The organism is Serratia marcescens subsp. marcescens ATCC 13880 (genome assembly GCF_017299535.1).
Classification (GTDB): Bacteria; Pseudomonadota; Gammaproteobacteria; order Enterobacterales; family Enterobacteriaceae; genus Serratia; species Serratia marcescens.
In genome coordinates, this window is sequence record NZ_CP071238.1 from 3,649,169 (window position 1) to 3,667,301 (window position 18,133).

The 18,133-nt window shown below is 61.1% G+C and carries 14 protein-coding genes, 6 tRNA genes and 1 other RNA gene; 13 read left to right on the top strand and 8 right to left on the bottom strand.

Annotated features, from left to right (window positions below; translation table 11 throughout):
* The first annotated feature begins 309 nt into the window (after positions 1-309).
* A complete protein-coding gene (locus J0F90_RS17435; RefSeq protein WP_004936373.1) occupies positions 310-1,497 on the top strand; it encodes a NupC/NupG family nucleoside CNT transporter in 1,188 nt (395 codons plus the stop codon).
* 118 nt (positions 1,498-1,615) lie between these two features.
* On the opposite strand, the gene J0F90_RS17440 is transcribed toward J0F90_RS17435, so the two are convergent.
* A tRNA-Ala gene (locus J0F90_RS17440) sits at positions 1,616-1,691 on the bottom strand.
* A gap of 60 nt (positions 1,692-1,751) precedes the next feature.
* Positions 1,752-1,827, bottom strand: a tRNA-Ala gene (locus J0F90_RS17445).
* A 308-nt stretch (positions 1,828-2,135) separates the two neighbouring features.
* On the opposite strand from J0F90_RS17445, the gene J0F90_RS17450 reads away from it, so the two are divergent.
* Positions 2,136-2,921, top strand: a complete 786-nt coding sequence (locus J0F90_RS17450; protein WP_016926804.1) for a formate/nitrite transporter family protein — start codon at positions 2,136-2,138, stop codon at positions 2,919-2,921.
* Between the two features lie 68 nt (positions 2,922-2,989).
* Here J0F90_RS17450 and gltX read toward each other — a convergent pair whose 3' ends face one another.
* Positions 2,990-4,405 carry a glutamate--tRNA ligase gene (gene gltX, locus J0F90_RS17455; RefSeq protein WP_033639717.1) on the bottom strand — a complete coding sequence of 472 codons (1,416 nt, stop codon included), beginning with the start codon at positions 4,403-4,405 and terminating at the stop codon, positions 2,990-2,992.
* A gap of 294 nt (positions 4,406-4,699) precedes the next feature.
* On the opposite strand from gltX, the gene J0F90_RS17460 reads away from it, so the two are divergent.
* From J0F90_RS17460 to J0F90_RS17500, 9 genes are all read left to right on the top strand, one after another.
* Positions 4,700-4,775: transfer RNA gene (locus tag J0F90_RS17460), tRNA-Val, on the top strand.
* Between the two features lie 28 nt (positions 4,776-4,803).
* Positions 4,804-4,879: transfer RNA gene (locus J0F90_RS17465), tRNA-Val, on the top strand.
* Positions 4,880-4,917: 38 nt separating this feature from the next.
* Positions 4,918-4,993 (top strand) — tRNA-Val (locus tag J0F90_RS17470).
* A 7-nt stretch (positions 4,994-5,000) separates the two neighbouring features.
* Positions 5,001-5,076: transfer RNA gene (locus J0F90_RS17475), tRNA-Lys, on the top strand.
* A 74-nt stretch (positions 5,077-5,150) separates the two neighbouring features.
* Positions 5,151-5,274, top strand: a non-coding RNA gene (locus J0F90_RS17480) — RtT sRNA.
* 207 nt (positions 5,275-5,481) lie between these two features.
* Entirely contained in the window at positions 5,482-6,489 is a 1,008-nt protein-coding gene (gene fepB, locus J0F90_RS17485; RefSeq protein ID WP_033639716.1) for a Fe2+-enterobactin ABC transporter substrate-binding protein, read from the top strand.
* Between the two features lie 214 nt (positions 6,490-6,703).
* Positions 6,704-7,759, top strand: a complete 1,056-nt coding sequence (gene fepD / locus J0F90_RS17490) for a Fe(3+)-siderophore ABC transporter permease (protein ID WP_016926801.1) — start codon at positions 6,704-6,706, stop codon at positions 7,757-7,759.
* Positions 7,759-8,796, top strand: coding sequence for an iron-enterobactin ABC transporter permease (gene fepG / locus J0F90_RS17495; protein WP_016926800.1), 1,038 nt, complete (start codon positions 7,759-7,761; stop codon positions 8,794-8,796). The genes fepD and fepG overlap by 1 nt, the downstream gene beginning before the upstream one ends.
* A 17-nt stretch (positions 8,797-8,813) precedes the next feature.
* A complete protein-coding gene (locus tag J0F90_RS17500; RefSeq protein WP_033639715.1) occupies positions 8,814-9,620 on the top strand; it encodes an ABC transporter ATP-binding protein in 807 nt (268 codons plus the stop codon).
* A gap of 28 nt (positions 9,621-9,648) precedes the next feature.
* Here the strand turns inward: J0F90_RS17500 and J0F90_RS17505 are convergent, their stop codons facing one another.
* The 3 genes from J0F90_RS17505 to budA all read right to left on the bottom strand — a co-directional run bounded on the left by J0F90_RS17505 (position 9,649) and on the right by budA (position 13,873).
* On the bottom strand, positions 9,649-11,235 hold the full coding sequence (locus J0F90_RS17505) for an ABC transporter substrate-binding protein (protein WP_033639714.1): 1,587 nt from the start codon (positions 11,233-11,235) through the stop codon (positions 9,649-9,651).
* A gap of 140 nt (positions 11,236-11,375) precedes the next feature.
* Positions 11,376-13,061 carry an acetolactate synthase AlsS gene (gene alsS, locus J0F90_RS17510; protein ID WP_016926797.1) on the bottom strand — a complete coding sequence of 562 codons (1,686 nt, stop codon included), beginning with the start codon at positions 13,059-13,061 and terminating at the stop codon, positions 11,376-11,378.
* 32 nt (positions 13,062-13,093) lie between these two features.
* Positions 13,094-13,873 (bottom strand): acetolactate decarboxylase, encoded by a 780-nt coding sequence (gene budA / locus J0F90_RS17515; protein WP_004936416.1) that lies wholly within the window; start codon positions 13,871-13,873, stop codon positions 13,094-13,096.
* Between the two features lie 450 nt (positions 13,874-14,323).
* On the opposite strand from budA, the gene J0F90_RS17520 reads away from it, so the two are divergent.
* On the top strand, positions 14,324-15,226 hold the full coding sequence (locus tag J0F90_RS17520; RefSeq protein ID WP_033639713.1) for a LysR family transcriptional regulator: 903 nt from the start codon (positions 14,324-14,326) through the stop codon (positions 15,224-15,226).
* On the opposite strand, the gene eutC is transcribed toward J0F90_RS17520, so the two are convergent.
* Both eutC and J0F90_RS17530 read right to left on the bottom strand, forming a co-directional pair.
* Positions 15,205-15,996, bottom strand: coding sequence for an ethanolamine ammonia-lyase subunit EutC (gene eutC / locus J0F90_RS17525; RefSeq protein WP_033639712.1), 792 nt, complete (start codon positions 15,994-15,996; stop codon positions 15,205-15,207). The genes J0F90_RS17520 and eutC overlap by 22 nt on opposite strands.
* On the bottom strand, positions 15,993-17,378 hold the full coding sequence (locus tag J0F90_RS17530; RefSeq protein WP_033639710.1) for an ethanolamine ammonia-lyase subunit EutB: 1,386 nt from the start codon (positions 17,376-17,378) through the stop codon (positions 15,993-15,995). Before J0F90_RS17530 ends, eutC begins: the two co-directional genes overlap by 4 nt.
* A gap of 159 nt (positions 17,379-17,537) precedes the next feature.
* On the opposite strand from J0F90_RS17530, the gene J0F90_RS17535 reads away from it, so the two are divergent.
* Positions 17,538-18,086, top strand: a complete 549-nt coding sequence (locus J0F90_RS17535; RefSeq protein ID WP_033639709.1) for a nucleotidyltransferase family protein — start codon at positions 17,538-17,540, stop codon at positions 18,084-18,086.
* Positions 18,087-18,133: the final 47 nt, after the last annotated feature.

The following is an 18,133-nucleotide window of genomic DNA, read 5'->3' on the forward strand; positions in this document are numbered from 1 at the left end:
TTGGAGCGGTAAAACTTATCTCTGTAATAGCCAACATTAACGGTTTTATCGAAGGGTTCAGCACGAAGCTTGCCGATTTCCGTGCTTTTGGGATGGGATTTTGGCTGCAATACCCCTGAAAGACAGGTTAGCACAAGAATACGAATTTCCTATTGCTGCTTTAACATCTTGATTTTTTATGCTTTTGCGCAACACTTTAGGAGAACTCCCACTATGATTTTCCATATTTGCAATAGAAGTCTCGTTTTTAAACGTAGCGTTACATAAAATGACAGCCGAAATTCAGCCTGCCTCAAATTTGGAGCAAACATGTCCCATATTGCGCACTTTGCGTTGGCGATAGTGGTGGTGGCGATCCTGGCCCTGTTGGTGTGCCGCGATCGTAAAAGCATCCGCATTCGCTATGTTATTCAACTACTGGTTATCGAAGTACTGCTGGCCTACTTTTTCCTGCATTCGGAAGCGGGTTTGGGCTTCGTAAAAGGATTCGCCGCGCTGTTTGACAAACTGCTCGGGTTTGCGGGACAAGGGACTGATTTCGTGTTCGGCGGCATGGGCGACAAAGGCCTGGCGTTCTTCTTCCTGAAGGTGCTGTGCCCAATCGTCTTCATTTCGGCGCTGATCGGTATTCTGCAGTACATCAAGGTGCTGCCGTTCATCATCCGCATTATCGGCACCGTGCTGTCGAAAGTGAACGGCATGGGCAAGCTGGAGTCGTTTAACGCCGTCAGCTCGCTGATCCTGGGGCAATCCGAAAACTTCATCGCCTACAAGGATATCCTGGGCAAGATGTCGGAAAAGCGCATGTACACCATGGCGGCGACCGCGATGTCTACGGTTTCCATGTCCATCGTCGGCGCCTACATGACCATGCTGGACGCCAAGTTCGTGGTGGCGGCGCTGGTATTGAACATGTTCAGCACCTTTATCGTGCTGTCGCTGGTCAACCCGTACGACACCAATAAAGAAGAAGAGCTGCACCTCGGCAACCTGCACGAAGGCCAGAGCTTCTTTGAAATGCTGGGTGAATACATCCTGGCGGGCTTCAAAGTAGCGATTATCGTCGCCGCGATGCTGATTGGCTTCATCGCCCTGATCGCCGCGCTCAACGGTGTGTTCAGCGCCATTTTCGGCCTGAGCTTCCAGGAAATCCTCGGCTACTTCTTCTATCCATTCGCCTGGATCATGGGCATCCCTAAACACGAAGCCCTGCAGGTTGGCAGCATCATGGCGACCAAACTGGTTTCCAACGAATTCGTGGCCATGATGGAACTGCAGAAAGTCTCTGCCGAGCTGTCGCCGCGCAGCCTGGGGATCCTGTCGGTGTTCCTGGTGTCCTTCGCCAACTTCTCTTCCATCGGCATCGTGGCCGGTGCGATCAAGGGCCTGAACGAACACCAGGGCAACGTGGTGTCACGCTTTGGCCTGAAGCTGGTGTACGGCTCTACGCTGGTCAGCATCCTGTCCGCTTCCATCGCGGGTCTGGTGCTGGGCTAAGCCTCGAACCGGCCAGGATAACAAGGCGCCTGCGGGCGCCTTTTTTATTGGCTGGCCTTCGGCGAAGGTGGAATAATGCAAAGCAAAAAGCCGACCCTAAGGTCGGCTTTTTAAATGGTGGTGGAGCTAGACGGGATCGAACCGTCGACCTCTTGCATGCCATGCAAGCGCTCTCCCAGCTGAGCTATAGCCCCACAAAAGTGGTACGCGTTGACCGGCGTTACGGTATTCCCCAACCTCTCTGAGAAGAAGGTTGGTGGAGCTAGACGGGATCGAACCGTCGACCTCTTGCATGCCATGCAAGCGCTCTCCCAGCTGAGCTATAGCCCCGTTCCACAATCACTTTGTGCTGTGAACGGGGCGCATAATATGAAACCCGCTCAAAGCTGTCAACGGCTAAATTGAATTACTGAATCAAGCGTTGAAAAAGCCGCCAAATCAGCATCTTTGGCGCCAAAAAATCATCACTTTGCGCAGAGTTCATCCATTTTGCGCGCTACATCTCAAAATGGCGAAAGACCCTGCATATCACGTTGATTTTTAATTAACGGAATGTTAGCGAAATGCGCTTGAGTCGGACTCCCGAGCGGCATAGACTGCCCGCGCCATAAACTTCATTACTATAAACCGAGTCCGTCATGTCTTTGCATTCACCAAAAGAAATCGCCGCCCTCGCCGTTCAGGCCGGGGTAAACAAAAGCCGCGCCCCGCTCGCTAATCTGCTGATTCTGGGCTTTCTCGCCGGCGCCTTTATCGCCACCGGCTTCCTGCTGGATATTCACGTCATCGGCACCCTGCCGGCCGAATGGGGCTCTTTCGGCGCGCTGTTGGGCGCAGCGGTCTTTCCTATCGGCCTGATCCTGACCATTCTGGCCGGCGGCGAACTGTTGACCGGCAACATGATGACCTTGCCGATGGCCTGGTTTGCCCGTGAAATTCCCGCTATCGCCGTGCTGCGCAACTGGTTTTGGGTCACCCTGGCCAACCTGGCCGGCAGCGTGGCCGTCGCCTACTTTTTCGGCCACCTGCTGGGCCTGACCGAAGGCGCGTTTTTGCATAAGACGCTGGCGATCGCGCAGGCCAAAGTGGATGCGGACTTCCTGCACGCCTTCATCTCCGGCGTCGGCTGCAACTGGCTGGTGTGCCTGGCGGTGTGGTTAGCCTTCGCCAGCAAGGATGTGCCGGGCAAAGTGATCGGCATGTGGTTCCCGGTCATGGCTTTTGTCGCCATCGGCTTCCAGCACGTGGTGGCGAACATGTTCATCATCCCGGCGGCCATCTTTGCCGGCGGCATGGGCTGGGAGCAGTACCTGCCTAATTTCGTCGCGGTATTTCTCGGCAATGCGCTGGGCGGCGCCGGCTTTGTCGGGCTGATGTATTTCCTCGCCTACCGTCCGGGCTTACCGGCCGGCGAGCAAGCCTGACAGCAAGCAATAAAAAAAGCCCCGGGATTGCTCCACGGGGCTTTTTCATTTATGGCGTATCAACCTAATCAGGCTTGCGCTTCACGCTCGGCGATGTAAGCCAGCGCCATGTCGATGCGCTGCAGCGAACGCTTCTGGCCGATCGCATGCACAGTCACGTCCATGCCTGGCGACTGGCCGGCGCCGGTCACCGCGACGCGCAGCGGCATGCCGACTTTACCCATGCCGACACCCAGCTCATCCGCCGTGCCCTGAATGGCGTCATGCACATTTTCCGGCGTCCAGACGGTGATGGCGGCCAGCTTGGCGCGCACCGCTTCCAGCGGCTGACGCGCGACCGGGCGCAGGTGCTTCTTGGCGGCGTCGGCGTCAAACTCGCTGAAATCTGCGTAGAAGTAACGGCAAGACTCCGCCATCTCTTTCAGCGTTTTGCAACGCTCGCCCAGCAGCTTGACGATGTCTTTCAGTTCCGGGCCGTTGCGGGTTTCAATGCCCAGTTGCTCAACGTGCCATGCCAGATGCACCGCCACTTCTTCCGCCGGCATATGGTTGATGTAGTGGTGGTTCAGCCACTGCAGCTTCTCGGTGTTGAACGCGCTGGCGGATTTGTTGATCGCTTCCAGCGTGAAGAACTCTTTCATCTCATCGATGGAGAAGATCTCCTGATCGCCGTGGGACCAGCCCAGACGCACCAGGTAGTTCAGCAGCGCCTGCGGCAGATAGCCGTCGTCGCGATACTGCATGACGCCCACCGCGCCGTGGCGCTTGGACAGTTTTTTACCGTCGTCGCCGAGGATCATCGACACGTGCGCGTATTCCGGCACCGGCGCGCCCAGCGCTTTGAGAATGTTGATCTGGCGCGGGGTGTTGTTGATGTGGTCTTCACCGCGGATCACATGGGTGATTTCCATGTCCCAGTCATCGACGACGACGCAGAAGTTATAGGTTGGCGAACCGTCGGTGCGGCGGATGATCAGATCGTCCAGCTCCTGGTTGCTGAATCCGATCGGGCCGCGAATTTTGTCGTCGAAGATCACCGAGCCTTCCTGCGGGTTACGGAAGCGCACCACGTGCGGCTCGTCGTCGGTGTGGCTGCACTGGCTGTCGCGGCAGTGGCCGTCGTAACGCGGCTTCTCGCCGTTTTCCATCTGCTTCTCGCGCAGCGCTTCCAGACGTTCCTTGGAGCAATAGCATTTATACGCCGTGCCCTGCTCCAGCATCTCATCGATGACCGCGTTGTAGCGATCGAAACGCTTGGTCTGGAAATACGGGCCTTCATCCCAATCCAGGTTCAACCAGTTCATGCCATCCATAATTGCGTCGATCGCGTCCTGGGTCGAACGTTCCAGATCGGTATCTTCGATACGCAGAACGAACTCACCGCCCGCATGGCGGCTGAACAACCAGGAATAAAGTGCGGTACGCGCGCCGCCGACGTGAAGATAGCCGGTCGGGCTCGGTGCAAAACGGGTTTTGATTTTCATTGGGTTCACTGCCTTATTACGCAACGCGTGTCGGCGGTTGCCGACGATTGCTCGGAATTGAAAAAAGAGTGGACGACATTGTATCACCACGCGCTAATTCCTCAACGCCGACACGATATTGCGCCGGTCGATTTCGCGCGTTTTGCGGCGAGTTTCGCATAGCATCGCGCAAAGAATCGGCGCTGCTGGCGATAATTATCGCGCCCTGCCTAAATTTGCGGCGAACGATTGAAATCATTTTAAAAAGCGTTGACTCACTTTGAACTATCCCTATAATGCGACTCCAACAAGACGGGGCGATTAGCTCAGTTGGTAGAGCATCTCCTTTACACGGAGGGGGTCGGCGGTTCGAGCCCGTCATCGCCCACCATCTTGTTGAGAAAAATGAGAACGAATGAGGGTGATTAGCTCAGTTGGTAGAGCATCTCCTTTACACGGAGGGGGTCGGCGGTTCGAGCCCGTCATCACCCACCATCATTCTCTCGTTTAGCAGTGCCTGGAAGTCCTGAAGTGGGTGATTAGCTCAGTTGGTAGAGCATCTCCTTTACACGGAGGGGGTCGGCGGTTCGAGCCCGTCATCACCCACCACTTCTGCGGGTCGTTAGCTCAGTTGGTAGAGCAGTTGACTTTTAATCAATTGGTCGCAGGTTCGAATCCTGCACGACCCACCAATTCAGAAAAAAGCGCCTTTTGGCGCTTTTTTCGTTTCTGCACCATCCGACTCTGACTTCATCTCTCGCCGACAGAGTTCACCGGGTCGTGCAGGATGAAGAACCGTAGAGGTTCGAGCATCGCGCAGCGATACGACAACGCGCAGCGTTGCCCGTAGGGTGAGGCCACAGGCCGAATCAATCCTGCACGACCCACCAATTCAGAGAAAAGCGCCTTTTGGCGCTTTTTTCGTTTCTGCCTCACTCACTGCCCCTATCTCCTTATTCTTTCTGTATTCACTACGCGCTGAGATACGAATGGTTATCATTTTGGCGGCTTGAATGGTAAATTAGCGGGCATACACCACGCAGCCAATCCGCCGCCGGATTGATACGCCTTAGTTCAAGGAAAGAAAGAGCCCGCTCATGACCCTATCCTTACGCCAGCTGTTCATTGCATTTATCGCCACTTCCAGCCTGCTGCTCAGTGGCTGCGGCCCGGACGACAAGAGCGACGGGCAGAAACCGTCCGCCCCCGCAACCGACAGCAGTTGGCCGCGCACCATCGACAGCGTCAAAGGGAAATTCACGCTGGAAAAACCGCCGCAGCGCATCGTGTCCACCAGCGTCACCATCACCGGCACGCTGCTGGCTATCGACGCCCCGGTGGTCGCCAGCGCCGCCACCAGCCCAAATCCCCTGGTGGCCGATAAACAAGGTTTCTTTACCCAATGGAGCGAGGTGGCCAAGCAGCGCCACGTCGAGCGGCTGTACCAGGTGGAGCCCAATGCCGAAGCCGTCGCGGCCGCCGCGCCGGATTTGATCGTCGTCGCCGCAACCGGCGGGGATTCGGCGTTGAAACTGTATGACCAGCTGTCCGCCATTGCGCCGACGCTGGTGCTCGATTATGGCGACAAAAGCTGGCAGCAGCTGGCCAGCGAGCTCGGCGAGATCACCGGTCATGAAGCCGGCGCCAAACAGGCGGAAGATCGTTTCGAACAGCGCGTGGAGCAAGTGAAGCAGGCGATCGCGCTGCCGCCGCAGCCCACCACTCCGCTGGTGTATGCCGACAACGGCCGCGAGGCCATGCTGTGGACGCCGGGTTCCGCCCAGGGCAAACTGCTGACCCAGCTCGGCTTCCAACTGGCCACCCCGCCGGAAAGCGCCAAAGGCAACACCAGCATGGGGAAACGCCATGACATCATCCAGATCTCCGGCGAAAAAATGGCCGAAGGCCTGAATGGCAAAACCCTGATCCTGTTCGCCACCAATGAGCGCAAAGTGCAAGAGGTGCTGACCAACCCGTTCCTCAAACATCTGGAGCCGGTGGAACAGCGGCACGTCTACGCCGTCGGCAACGACACCTTCCGCCTCGATTACTACAGCGCCACCAACATGCTGAACCAAATCGAACGGTTGTTCAAAAAGCCCTGAATCATGCCGTCGGCAGGCCAGCCCCCTGCCGACGCTTTCCGCAAACGGGGCAAGCATTCACATTCAATCAATTGAAATATCAATAGTTATTAACATCATCATTGCACCTGCGCCGCCAACCGGCGGGTGCATGCGGGCGTAAACTCGTGCTACTATAAGCGCCCGCATGAACGCAAATAACAATGAGAATAAAAATCATACAGGAGTTACCGGTGTGAACGTACCCACTCCGACTGAGCGGACGCTTTCGTCCGCACCGCACGCAGCTTACGCCAGTGGCTTCAAACGCATCGCCGGGTTCGGTATCGGTTTGGCGCTGTTGTTGCTGTGCATCATGGCCAGCCTGATGCTGGGTTCCAAAGCCATCCCCTTCCATACCGTCTGGCTCAGCCTGCAGGGCGCCGCGAGCGGTTCCGACAGCACCATCATTCTCAATGCCCGGGTACCCCGTACGCTGGCGGGCATCCTGGCCGGCATGGCGCTCGGCGCCGCCGGCGCGCTGATTCAGGCGCTGACGCGCAACCCGCTGGCCGATCCCGGCGTGCTCGGCATCAACGCCGGCGCCAGCTTCGCCGTAGTCATCGGCATCATGTTTTTCGGCGCCGCCACCACCGAAAGCTATATGGCCTATGCCTTTGTCGGCGCGGCCCTCACCACCCTGCTGGTCTACCTGATCGGCACGCTGGCGGGCGGGCGCATCAACCCGGTGCGGCTGACGCTGGCCGGCGTGGCGATCGGCGCGGTGCTGCTCGGCATCACCACCGGGCTGTCGCTGATCGATCCGCAAACCTTTGACCAACTGCGCTTCTGGCAGGCCGGCACGCTGGATATCCGCACGCTGTCCACGCTGCCGGTCACCGCCCCCGCCATTTTGCTCGGCTGCCTGCTGACGCTGCTCATCGCCCGGCCGCTGAATACCATCGGCATGGGGGAAGATTTGGCTATCGCGCTCGGCGCGCGCGTGGTGCTGACTCAGATCGTCGCGGTGATCGCCATCACGCTGCTGTGCGGCGCGGCGACCGCCACCGTCGGTCCGATCAGTTTCATCGGCCTGATGGTGCCGCATATCGCCCGTTGGTGGGTCGGCCCCGACCAACGTTGGATCCTGCCCTATTCCATGCTGCTGGCGCCGATTTTACTGCTGTGCGCCGACGTGGTCGGCCGCTTGCTGGCGGCCGGTGAACTGCGGGTTTCCATCGTCGCCGCCTTTATCGGCGCGCCGGTACTGATCTGGCTGGTGCGCCGCAAGAAAACGCTGGGGGGCTTGTGATGAGTCTGCCGCACACGCTGCATATCGGCCGTCCGGACGGCGTCATCAACTGGCGCGTGCCGCTGCGCCTGCTGTTGGTCAACCTTTCGCTGCTGGCGTTATGCCTGGCGATGGCGGTTGCCGCGCTGTGCTACGGCACGCTGCAGCTCTCGCTGGAGCAAGTCTTTGCCGCGCTCAGCGGCGAGGCGCCGAAAAATCTGGTGACCGTGGTCACCCAATGGCGCTTGCCCCGCATCGCCATGGCGCTGTTGTTAGGCGCCGCGCTCGGCATGAGCGGCGCCATTTTCCAGTCGATTATCCGCAACCCGCTCGGCAGCCCGGACGTGATCGGCTTTAACATGGGGGCCTACACCGGCGCGCTGATCGCCATCACCCTGTTCAACGGCGGCTACTATTACATCGCCGGCGGCGCGCTGGCCGGCGGCATTCTCTCGGCGCTGGCCATCTATCTGCTGGCCTGGCGGCAAGGCATCGCCGGCTTCCGGTTGATCATCGTCGGCATCGCCATCAGCGCAGTGCTGGTTTCCACCAACACCTGGCTGATCATCACCGCTTCGCTCGAGCGCGCCATGGACGCCGCCATGTGGCAGGCCGGTTCGCTCAACGGCATGACCTGGCAAAAAGCCCAGCCCGCCACGGCGTTCATCGTGCTGGCGGCCGCGGCCGCGCTGCTGATGGGCAAACGGCTGCAGCTGCTGGAAATGGGCGACGACACGGCGCGCGCGCTGGGCGTCAACGCCGAAGGCAGCCGGCTGTGGCTGATGCTGTTTGGCGTTACCCTCACCGCCGCCGTCACCGCCACCGCCGGGCCGATTTCCTTTATCGCGCTGGCGGCGCCGCAGATCGCCCGTCGCCTGGCCGGACAATCCTCGGTCACCCTGACCTCCTCGGCGCTGATGGGCGCGGCGTTGCTGCTCGGCGCCGACGTGGTGTCCCAACATCTTTTCGCGCCGATCCAACTGCCGGTCGGGGTCGTGACCGTCTGCATCGGCGGCCTGTACCTGATTTGGCTGCTCATCCGAGAGGCCCGCAGATAATGAAGAGTGATAATGCCATGAGCCACCGCCTGCACGCCTCGCACCTGAAGCTGGGCTACGACAATAAAATCATCGCTGACGATCTGAGCGTGGCGATCCCCGACGGCGCCTTCACGGTGATCGTCGGGCCGAACGCCTGCGGCAAATCGACGCTGTTGCGCGCCCTGTGCCGCCTGCTGAAACCCAGCGCCGGCGAGGTGATGCTGGACGGCAAGAACATCAGCAGCTTCGCCACCAAGGCGCTGGCGCGCGAGCTTGGCCTGCTGCCGCAAACTTCAATCGCGCCGGACAGCATCACCGTGGCGGATCTGGTGTCGCGCGGCCGCTATCCGCATCAGAGCCTGCTGAAACAGTGGACGCAGGCCGACAAACAGGCGGTGGAAGCCGCCATGGCGGCCACCAACGTCAGCCAATTGGCGGACCGCAGCGTCGACGAACTGTCCGGCGGGCAGCGCCAGCGCGTCTGGGTGGCGATGGCGCTGGCGCAGCAAACCCCGCTGCTGCTGCTGGATGAGCCGACCACCTACCTCGACATCGCGCACCAGATTGAGCTGCTGGATCTGTTCCGCCAGCTTAACCGCGAGCGCGGTCAAACCATGATCGCGGTGCTGCACGATCTCAACCACGCCTGCCGCTATGCCGATCACATCATCGCCATGCGCGACGGCAAGATCGTGGCGGAGGGGAAACCGGCGGAAATCATCACCGCCGAACTGGTGGAGCGAGTGTTCGGCATGCCGTGCATGATCATCGACGATCCGCTGTCCCACACGCCGCTGGTGATCCCGCGCGGCCGCTACCACTGCGACGCGCCGCAGGCATGAAAAAGGCCGGGTTACCCCGGCCTGTGCCTTATTTCTCCAACGACACCTGTTTGAAGATGTGTTTGCCGAACGGGTCTATCTCGTAGCCTTTCACTTCCTTGCGCACCGGTTCGAAGATGGTCGAGTGCGCGATCATCATCGCCGGCATCTGATCGTGCATCATCACCTGCGCCTGCTGGTACATCGCCACCCGTTTGGCGTGATCGTTCTCTTCACGCGCCTGCAGGATCAGCTGGTCGAACGGTTTGTAGCACCATTTCGCCGAGTTGGAGCCGCCGAGCGAAGCGCAGGTGAACAGCGGGCCGAAGAAGTTGTCCGGATCGCCGTTGGCGGTGGTCCAGCCCATCAGCGCGGTCTGGTGCTCGCCATTTTTAATCCGCTGTAAATACTCGCCCCACTCGAAGGTGACGATTTTGGCACGCACGCCGATCTTGGCCCAGTCGGCCTGGATCATCTCCGCCATGCGCTTGGCGTTGGGGTTATAGGGCCGCTGCACCGGCATCGCCCACAGATCGATGTCGAAACCCTGCCCCAGCCCGGCCTCCTGCAACAGCTGCTTCGCCCGCTCCGGCGAATACGGGTAGTCTTCAAGCTGCGCGTTGCTGCCCCATTGGGTCGGTGGCAGCAGATTTTTGGCCGGCTGGCCGGCGCCGTGGAACACCGCATCGATGATCGCCGGTTTGTTGACCGCCAGCGCCAACGCCTGGCGCACCTTGACGTTATCCAACGGCTTCTTCTGGGTATTGAACGCCAGGAAACCGATATTCAAACCGGATTTTTCCATCACCTGAAGGTTGCCGTCCTGCCGCATGCGCGCCAGATCCGCCGGGTTGGGGAACGGCATCACCTGGCACTCGTTCTTTTGCAGCTTGGCGTAACGCACCGTCGCATCCGGCGTGATCGAAAACACCAGCCGGTCGATCTTCGGTTTGCCTTCCCAGTAACGATCGAACGCCTTGTAGAGGATTTTCGCGTCCTTCTGGTACTGCACCAGCTGGAACGGCCCGGTGCCGATCGGATCGTTGTCCACCCGCTGCGGCGTGCCGGCCTTCAGCATCGCGTCGGCATATTCCGCCGATAAAATGGTGGCAAAATACATGCCCAGATCGGCGACGAACGGCGCCTCGGCGCGGGAGAGCTCAAAGCGCACGGTGTGGTCATCCACCTTGACGATCCGGTCAATCAGCGTGCCGAACTCCATCGACTCGAAGTTGGTGTAGGCGCCGTTGGAGACCTTGTGATACGGGTTGTTGGCGTCCTTCTGGCGCATAAACGAGAAGATGACATCATCGGCGTTGAAATCGCGGGTGGGGGTAAAATATTTATTGCTCTGGAATGCCACGCCCTTGCGCAGATGGAAGGTATAGCGCTTGCCGTCTTCGCTCACCTCCCAGCTTTCCGCCAGGCTGGGTTGCAGCTCGACGGTGCCGGGTTTGAAATCCACCAGCCGGTTGTAGATCGCCGCCGAACTGGCGTCTACCGTGGTGCCGGAGGTGAACAGCTGCGGGTTGAAGCCTTCCGGTGAACCTTCGGAACAGTAGACCAGCGTATTGGCTCGCGCGCCGCCGGCAATCGCCAACGCCAGCAGCCCGATCGTTATTGCTTTTCTTTTCATTGCGCTATCCCCAGTGGTGAAAAAACAGCCCAACGGATAGCAATAAATCATGCAGTTAGCGATGTAAAGGACAAATTCCGCGCATAAAAACGGGCAGGCGCGCAAGCGGCCTGCCCCGGTGAAACAGCGCGATGATGAAATTAAATCATCTGGCTGAAGTTCATCTGCGCCATCAGCTTATAGTTGTCGGCGTAGTCAACCGGAATGGCCACCACTACCGGTCCCTGGATCGCCATCGCCTTGCGCAGCATCGGCCGCAGGTCGTCCACCGACTGCACGGCGAAACCGACCGCGCCGCAGGATTCCGCATAGGCCTTGAAGTCAATCGGCCCAAACTCCACGCCGGATTTGCGCTGGTATTTATTCACTTCCTGCATCTCCACCATGTTGTAGGCGTTATCGACCCAGATCACGTGCACGATGTTATTTTTCAACCGCACCGCGGTCTCCAGCTCCATGCTCGACTGCATGAAGCCGCCATCGCCGGAGATCGACACCACCTTATCGCCGGGGCGCACCAGCGCCGCGCCGATGGCCCACGGCAGCGCCACCCCCATGGTTTGCTGGCCGTTGGAGATCAACAGCTGGCGGGCGCGGAAGCTGTAAAGGTAACGGGCGATCCAGATGTGGAAGCTGCCCATGTCCACGCACAGCGTCACGTCGTCGCTGACGATGTCCTGCAGCTCCTTGACGATGCGCAGCGGATGGATCGGCATGCCGCCGCGGCGCGCGGCGCGTTCCGCCAGTTCTGTGCGCTGACGGCCGAGATCGGAGAGGATCAGCTCCACCTCCGGCGGCACGCAGACCGCCTCATTGAACGCTTCGGTCATCATGTTCAACGTGGCGCTGATGTTGCCCACCAGTTCGACATCCGGCCGATAGCAGGTGTCGATATCCGCCGGCAGCACGTCGATGTGCACCAGCTTCAGCCGCCCGTGGCTGTTCCACATGCAGGGATCGTATTCGATCGGATCATAGCCGACGCTCACCACCAGATCGGCCTTCTGCAACAGCTGATCGGCCGGCTGGTTGTTGAACAGGCCGACGCGGCCGGCGAAACGGGCGAAGTGGTTGACGTCGATCACCCCCGCCGCCTGATAGGTGCCGACCACCGGCATATGGGTGCGGTACAGCAGATGGCGCACCGCCTCGCTGTTCTCCGGCCGGCTGGCCTGCAAACCGAGCAGCAATACCGGGCATTTGGCCTGGCGAATCAGCTTCACCGCCGCCTGGATGTCGTCCGCCGCCGCGGCCCCCATGCGCGGCAAGCGGCAGCCGGCCAGCACCGGCGCGCTGACCGGTTCATTGACGATATCCATCGGCAGGCTGACGAATGATGCTCCCGGCCGGCCAAACTCGGCGCGGCGGAAGGCGTTGGCGATCACCTCGGAAATCGCCGAACCGGCATGCACTTCGGCGCAATACTTGGTCACTGGCCGGAACATGCTGACGGTATCCATGCTCTGGTGCGTCTGCTTCAGGCTGTCGGCGCGCTTCACCGCCCCGCCAAAGGCCACTACCGCGTCCCCCTCCGAGGTGGCGGTGGCCAGCCCGGTGATCAGGTTGGAGCTGCCCGGCCCGGAGGTGACCAGCGCCACCCCGGCCTTGCCGGTCAGGCGGCCGACCGCCGCCGCCATAAAGGCCGCGTTGGCCTCATGCCGCACCACCACCGTGTCGATCGATGGCGCGTCCTCCAGCGAGTCGAACACCCGGTCGATCTTGGCGCCCGGAATGCCGAAAACGTGTTTGACGCCCTGCGCTTCCAGGTTTTTCACCACCAAATCGGCGCCGCATTGCCAATCATTGCCTGTTTTTTCCTGTGCCATGGTTCCACCTCCTAAGAAAACGATCGCCGGGGTTAGCCCTCGGCGGAACGAATCGCGCGATCCAAATCCTCTGGGCAGAGGTTGGCGCGCAAGAAATCCGCATCATGCGGCAACTGAAGATTGAGACGGGTGATGACGCCGAACTGCAGGCGGCCATGATCGAGCTGGTAGTCCAGCACGTGGCCGCCGCCGCTGCGGTCGTCGGTAACGAAGTGTTCGTGATAGCCGGCCACGCCGATGCCCTGCATGTAATCCGGCGAGCGGAAACCGACCAGCGTGCCGCGCCGTTGATGAAACGAGAAGGTCGGCTGCTCTTCTATCGCTTCCAACATCGGGCGGTAGGGCCGCTCCTGGCGCGGCACGGTGCGGGTTTCCACGTGACTGAACTCACCGTCGACCCGTACCGCGCAGAACAGGTTCGGCGAGGCGACCTGTTCGTCGATGCACTGATGCAGTTGCGCCTTGGTAATCGGCCGGTCGAACTGTTGGCTGATGCTGGGCTGGAAAAAGGTGACGACGGCGAAAGGGGTTTTCTGTTGCAAACCGGCTGGGCGGGCGCTGCCGTCGGCGCGCAGCTGGTGTATTTCCTGGTCGAAAGCGATCAGTTCGCCGTCCAGGTGATTGAAGGTGCCGAGGCCGAAATCGCCGTGTTTGAGCAACTCGGCAATGGTGGTTTCACCCTCGTAGACCCCGTCGATGAGCGCGCTCATCAGCGAGATTTGATAGATTTCGCCCTCCCCGGCGTTGATCGACTGCCTGGCAAAACCCTGCGCCAAATGGCGCGCACAGGAACACCCGTGTTTTTCGTTCATGCTGACTCCTCCACCAGCGCGGAACTGCGGTTCCACGCGTTCAAAAGACCCGCCGACGGCGGGCCAAGATGCCCCCTAAGGCGCGTTCATCAGTTGGAACGATTCAGCCTGAGGCGACAAAAAAACCGGCACGGCTGGCCGGCCGATATCCAGAACCCACGGCAAGATGTGTGAAAGTAAAGGCTCACTAATCATTAATGCTGAGTCGGATATCAAATTGAACGGTTAATCTGGTGTTGGAGCGACAATCAACTCCGCAGGCGGCTCATGCAGCCTGGGAAAAACATCTGTTATTTAGTGCTAAGCGCCGCGAGGTTTATACGTTTTTTCTCTATACGGCCGGGATGCGGCGGCGTTGAAGCCCGCCGTCAACCCGCAGCCAGAGTAGCCGCAGCGCCGCCGACAGAGAAGCGGGTATTCATAAGAAACGCTTTTGCATATAATGCAAAAATGAATGACGCCCGTTATGTTGAACATCTGCCGATCTTTCTCGACGTGGCCCGCCTGGGCAGCTTTTCCGCCGCCGCTCGCCGACTGGGCATGGTGCCCTCCTCGCTGGTGCGCCATATCGACGCATTGGAAAGCGCGCTCGGCGCCGCGCTGTTCGTCCGCTCCACCCGTGGGCTGCTGCTGACCGACGCCGGCGAGCTGCTGCTGACGCGCGCCGCCTCGCTGATGGCGGACATTACCGGTATTCACGCCGAGCTGAGCGCGTTAAACGAAACGCCGCAGGGCACGCTGCGCATCAGTTGCCTGCCGACCTTCGGCAAAACCTATGTGCTGCCGCTGCTGCCGACGCTGGCGGAACGCTATCCGCAGCTGTCTGTCGATCTCGATCTGACCGAACGCCAGACCGATCCGACCCAGGAACGGCTGGACGCCGCCCTCCGCATCGGCGAACAGAAGGACAGCGCGCTGTACGCCAGCCGTATCGCCACGCAACGCTGGGTGATGTGCGCCAGCCCCGCCTACGTCGCCCGCTATGGCCTGCCGAGCGATCTGGAAGCGTTGCCGCAGCATCGGCTGATCGCCCGCTATCACAAACAGCAGCCGGCCTGCTGGGCACAGATCCTCGACGCGGCGCTGATGAGCCGCTGCACCATGGCGCTGCGCTGCGACGACTTCACCGCGCAGCGCCAGGCGGCGCTGCTCGGCCTCGGCATCGCCTTCCTGCCCAACTGGGTGGTGGGGCCGGACGTGCAGAATGGGCAACTGGTTCAGATGCTCGAAGATCCGCGCCATGAGCAGCAAGGCATCTATCTGCTGCGCCCGATGGCGAAGGTGTCCGCCCGGCTGGCGGCCTTCACCGCCCTGCTGCAGCAAACCCTCGGTCAGCCGCCCAGTTGGGGGTAAAGCGGTGTCACCCGGTTGTGCAGCGCCGGATTGTCGCTCTCGTCCTTCAGCTCGATGCCGCTCAGCCGCCGCAGGAACGCCTGCTCCAGCAGCCAGGCCAGACGGAACGCCGCCTGCGGGTAATCCAGCCCCTCCGGCCGCACGTTGGAGATGCAGTTACGCTCGGCGTCCGTTCTGCGCGCATTCGGCTCCCAGGTTAAATAAATGCCCAGGCTGTCCGGCGACGACAGCCCCGGCCGTTCGCCGATCAGCACCGCCACCGCCCGGGCCTGCAGGCATTCGCCGATCTCATCCCCCAGCGCCACCCGCGCCTGATGCGCCAGCACCACCGGCGTCACGCTCAACCCCAGCGTATCGAGATAAGGTCGCAGCGCCTGCAGCAGCGGCAGCGCCTGACGGTGCACCGCCTTGGAGGAGAGGCCGTCCGCCACCGCCAGCAGCAGATCGACACGGCGCGATGGTGAGCCGAGCAGCAGGCTGCGGCTGTCCGGCGCCAATCGCCGCCCCAGATCCGGTCGGCGCAGGTAGGCGGCGCGGTCGGCGGCCTGGCTGTGCACCGCCAGCGTGGGCCAACCGGCCTCGTGCAAATCCGCCGCCAGCCGCTCGCTGTCGAAAGGCTGATGCACCGCGTCGCGCGCCTGGGCATGGGCCAAGCCGAAGCGCAGCAGCTCGTCGGTCGGCAGGCTGGCGCCGGTGCGCCCCAGCGCGATGCGCGCGTCGGTAAAGGCGCGCAGCGCGTTCCAACTGTTGACGTGAACCGGTTTGCTCATGTCCGTTCTCCCTGCAGCGCCAGCAACAACGGGTGATTGGCGGCGGCGTCGCGCAGCCGCCCGCGTTCGTCGGTGATGTTCATCGCCGCCAGCCAGGCGGCGAACTCCGGCGCATGCTTCAGCCCCAGCAGCTCGCGGATATAGAGCGCGTCATGGAACGAGGTGCTTTGGTAGTTGAGCATGATATCGTCCGCGCCCGGCACGCCGATCAGGAACGTCAATCCGGCGGCGGCCAACAGCGTCAGCAGCGTGTCCATGTCGTCCTGATCGGCTTCGGCATGGTTGGTGTAGCAGACGTCGCAGCCCAGCGGCAGGCCGAGCAGCTTGCCGCAGAAGTGGTCCTCCAGCCCGGCGCGGATAATTTGTTTGCCGTCATACAGGTATTCGGGGCCGATAAACCCCACCACGGTGTTGATCAGCAGCGGTGAGAAATGGCGCGCCACCGCATAGGCGCGCGCCTCGCAGGTCTGCTGATCGACGCCGTGATGCGCGTTGGCCGACAGGCAACTGCCCTGCCCGGTTTCGAAGTACATCACGTTATCGCCCAACGTGCCGCGCCTAAGGCTCAGCGCCGCCTGCTGCGCTTCCGCCAGCAGCGCCAGACTGATGCCGAAACCGCGATTGGCCGCTTCGGTACCGGCGATCGACTGAAACACCAGATCCACCGGCGCGCCGCGCTCCATCAGCCGCAGCGTGTTGGTCACATGGGTCAGCACGCAGGATTGGGTGGGAATGGCGAAGCGCTGGATCACCTCGTCCAGCATGTAGTTGAGCTTTTCCAGCAGCGGCAGGCTGTCGCTGGCCGGATTGATGCCAACCACCGCATCACCGCTGCCGTACAGCAGGCCGTCCAGCATGCTGGCGGCGATGCCCTGCAGGCTGTCGGTCGGGTGATTGGGCTGCAACCGCACGCTAAGGTGGCCCGGCAGGCCAATCGTGTTGCGAAAGCGCGTCACCACCCGGCACTTTTTCGCCACCAGGATCAGATCCTGATTGCGCATGATCTTGCTCACTGCCGCCGCCATCTCCGGCGTAATGCCGGCGGCCACCTGCGCCAGCATGGCGCTGTCCGCCTGCTCGCTCAGCAGCCAGTCGCGAAAATCGCCGACCGTGAGGTGCGAGATGGGCTCAAAGGCGGCGGCGTCGTGGCTGTCGATGATCAGGCGCGTCACCTCGTCCTGTTCGTACGGCACCAGCGCCTGCTGCAGGAACGCCTTGAGCGGCACATCCGCCAGCGCGATGCGCGCCGCCATGCGCTCTTCGGCGCTTTCCGCCGCCACCTCCGCCAGATAATCGCCGGAACGCGCCGGCGAAGCTTTCGCCATCAGTTGACGCAGATCGCCAAAGCGATAGCCGCGTTGGCCCACCGTTGCCTGATACATAGCCCCCTCCCTTGCCCCGGGTGACGAGATAACAGCCTTGCACCAAGTGTAGTCAGTGGGAAAAGAAAATTATTTTTCACGCGATCGCCGCCATCACGCTTTCCCCCATTTCACCCGTTGCCGCTTCGGGTTACAGTAGCCGCGAAAACAGGAGGGGTGATGGATCCGCAACATCAAATTATCAAATGGCTGCAACAGGATAACGCGCGCATGGCCGCCCTGCGCACCGTGCGCCGGCTCGGCCTGAATGACTGGTGCCTCGGCGCCGGCTTTGTGCGCAATCTGGTGTGGGATCGGCGCCATGGCTATACGGAACCCACGCCGCTCAACGATATCGACGTGATCCACTTCGATGCGGAGCGTGCGGACGCTGAGCGCGATCGCATGCTGGAGGCGCGGCTGCAACAGTGGCTGCCGCGGCCTTGGTCGGTCAAGAACCAGGCGCGGATGCACCTGCGCGGCGGCCGGGCGCCTTACCGCGACAGCGAAGAGGCCATCAGCTTCTGGACCGAAGTGGAAACGGCGATCGGCGCGCGCCTGAATGCCGACGACAGCATCACGCTGGTGGCCCCCTTCGGGCTCGCGGCGCTGTTCGACGACACCATTACCTTCAACGCGAAAAACGGCGATCGCGCGGCCTATGCCCAGCGCGTGGTCGACAAAGGCTGGCTGCAGCGTTGGCTGCATCTGCGGCAGGTAAAGATTTAGCCGCCGCTGCCGATACCCTGAACAGCGAGATCCAGACTCAGGGAGAG

Excerpts from the sequence above, each read along its gene's own strand:
- fepB (WP_033639716.1), top strand. The coding sequence starts at position 5,482 with ATGACCCTATCCTTACGCCAGCTGTTCATTGCATTTATCGCCACTTCC.
- J0F90_RS17505 (WP_033639714.1), bottom strand. The coding sequence starts at position 11,235 with ATGAAAAGAAAAGCAATAACGATCGGGCTGCTGGCGTTGGCGATTGCC.
- J0F90_RS17535 (WP_033639709.1), top strand. The coding sequence starts at position 17,538 with ATGGATCCGCAACATCAAATTATCAAATGGCTGCAACAGGATAACGCG.
- alsS (WP_016926797.1), bottom strand. The coding sequence starts at position 13,061 with ATGGCACAGGAAAAAACAGGCAATGATTGGCAATGCGGCGCCGATTTG.
- fepG (WP_016926800.1), top strand. The coding sequence starts at position 7,759 with ATGAGTCTGCCGCACACGCTGCATATCGGCCGTCCGGACGGCGTCATC.
- J0F90_RS17450 (WP_016926804.1), top strand. The coding sequence starts at position 2,136 with ATGTCTTTGCATTCACCAAAAGAAATCGCCGCCCTCGCCGTTCAGGCC.
- J0F90_RS17500 (WP_033639715.1), top strand. The coding sequence starts at position 8,814 with ATGAGCCACCGCCTGCACGCCTCGCACCTGAAGCTGGGCTACGACAAT.
- J0F90_RS17435 (WP_004936373.1), top strand. The coding sequence starts at position 310 with ATGTCCCATATTGCGCACTTTGCGTTGGCGATAGTGGTGGTGGCGATC.
- budA (WP_004936416.1), bottom strand. The coding sequence starts at position 13,873 with ATGAACGAAAAACACGGGTGTTCCTGTGCGCGCCATTTGGCGCAGGGT.
- J0F90_RS17530 (WP_033639710.1), bottom strand. The coding sequence starts at position 17,378 with ATGTATCAGGCAACGGTGGGCCAACGCGGCTATCGCTTTGGCGATCTG.
- gltX (WP_033639717.1), bottom strand. The coding sequence starts at position 4,405 with ATGAAAATCAAAACCCGTTTTGCACCGAGCCCGACCGGCTATCTTCAC.
- J0F90_RS17520 (WP_033639713.1), top strand. The coding sequence starts at position 14,324 with ATGAATGACGCCCGTTATGTTGAACATCTGCCGATCTTTCTCGACGTG.
- eutC (WP_033639712.1), bottom strand. The coding sequence starts at position 15,996 with ATGAGCAAACCGGTTCACGTCAACAGTTGGAACGCGCTGCGCGCCTTT.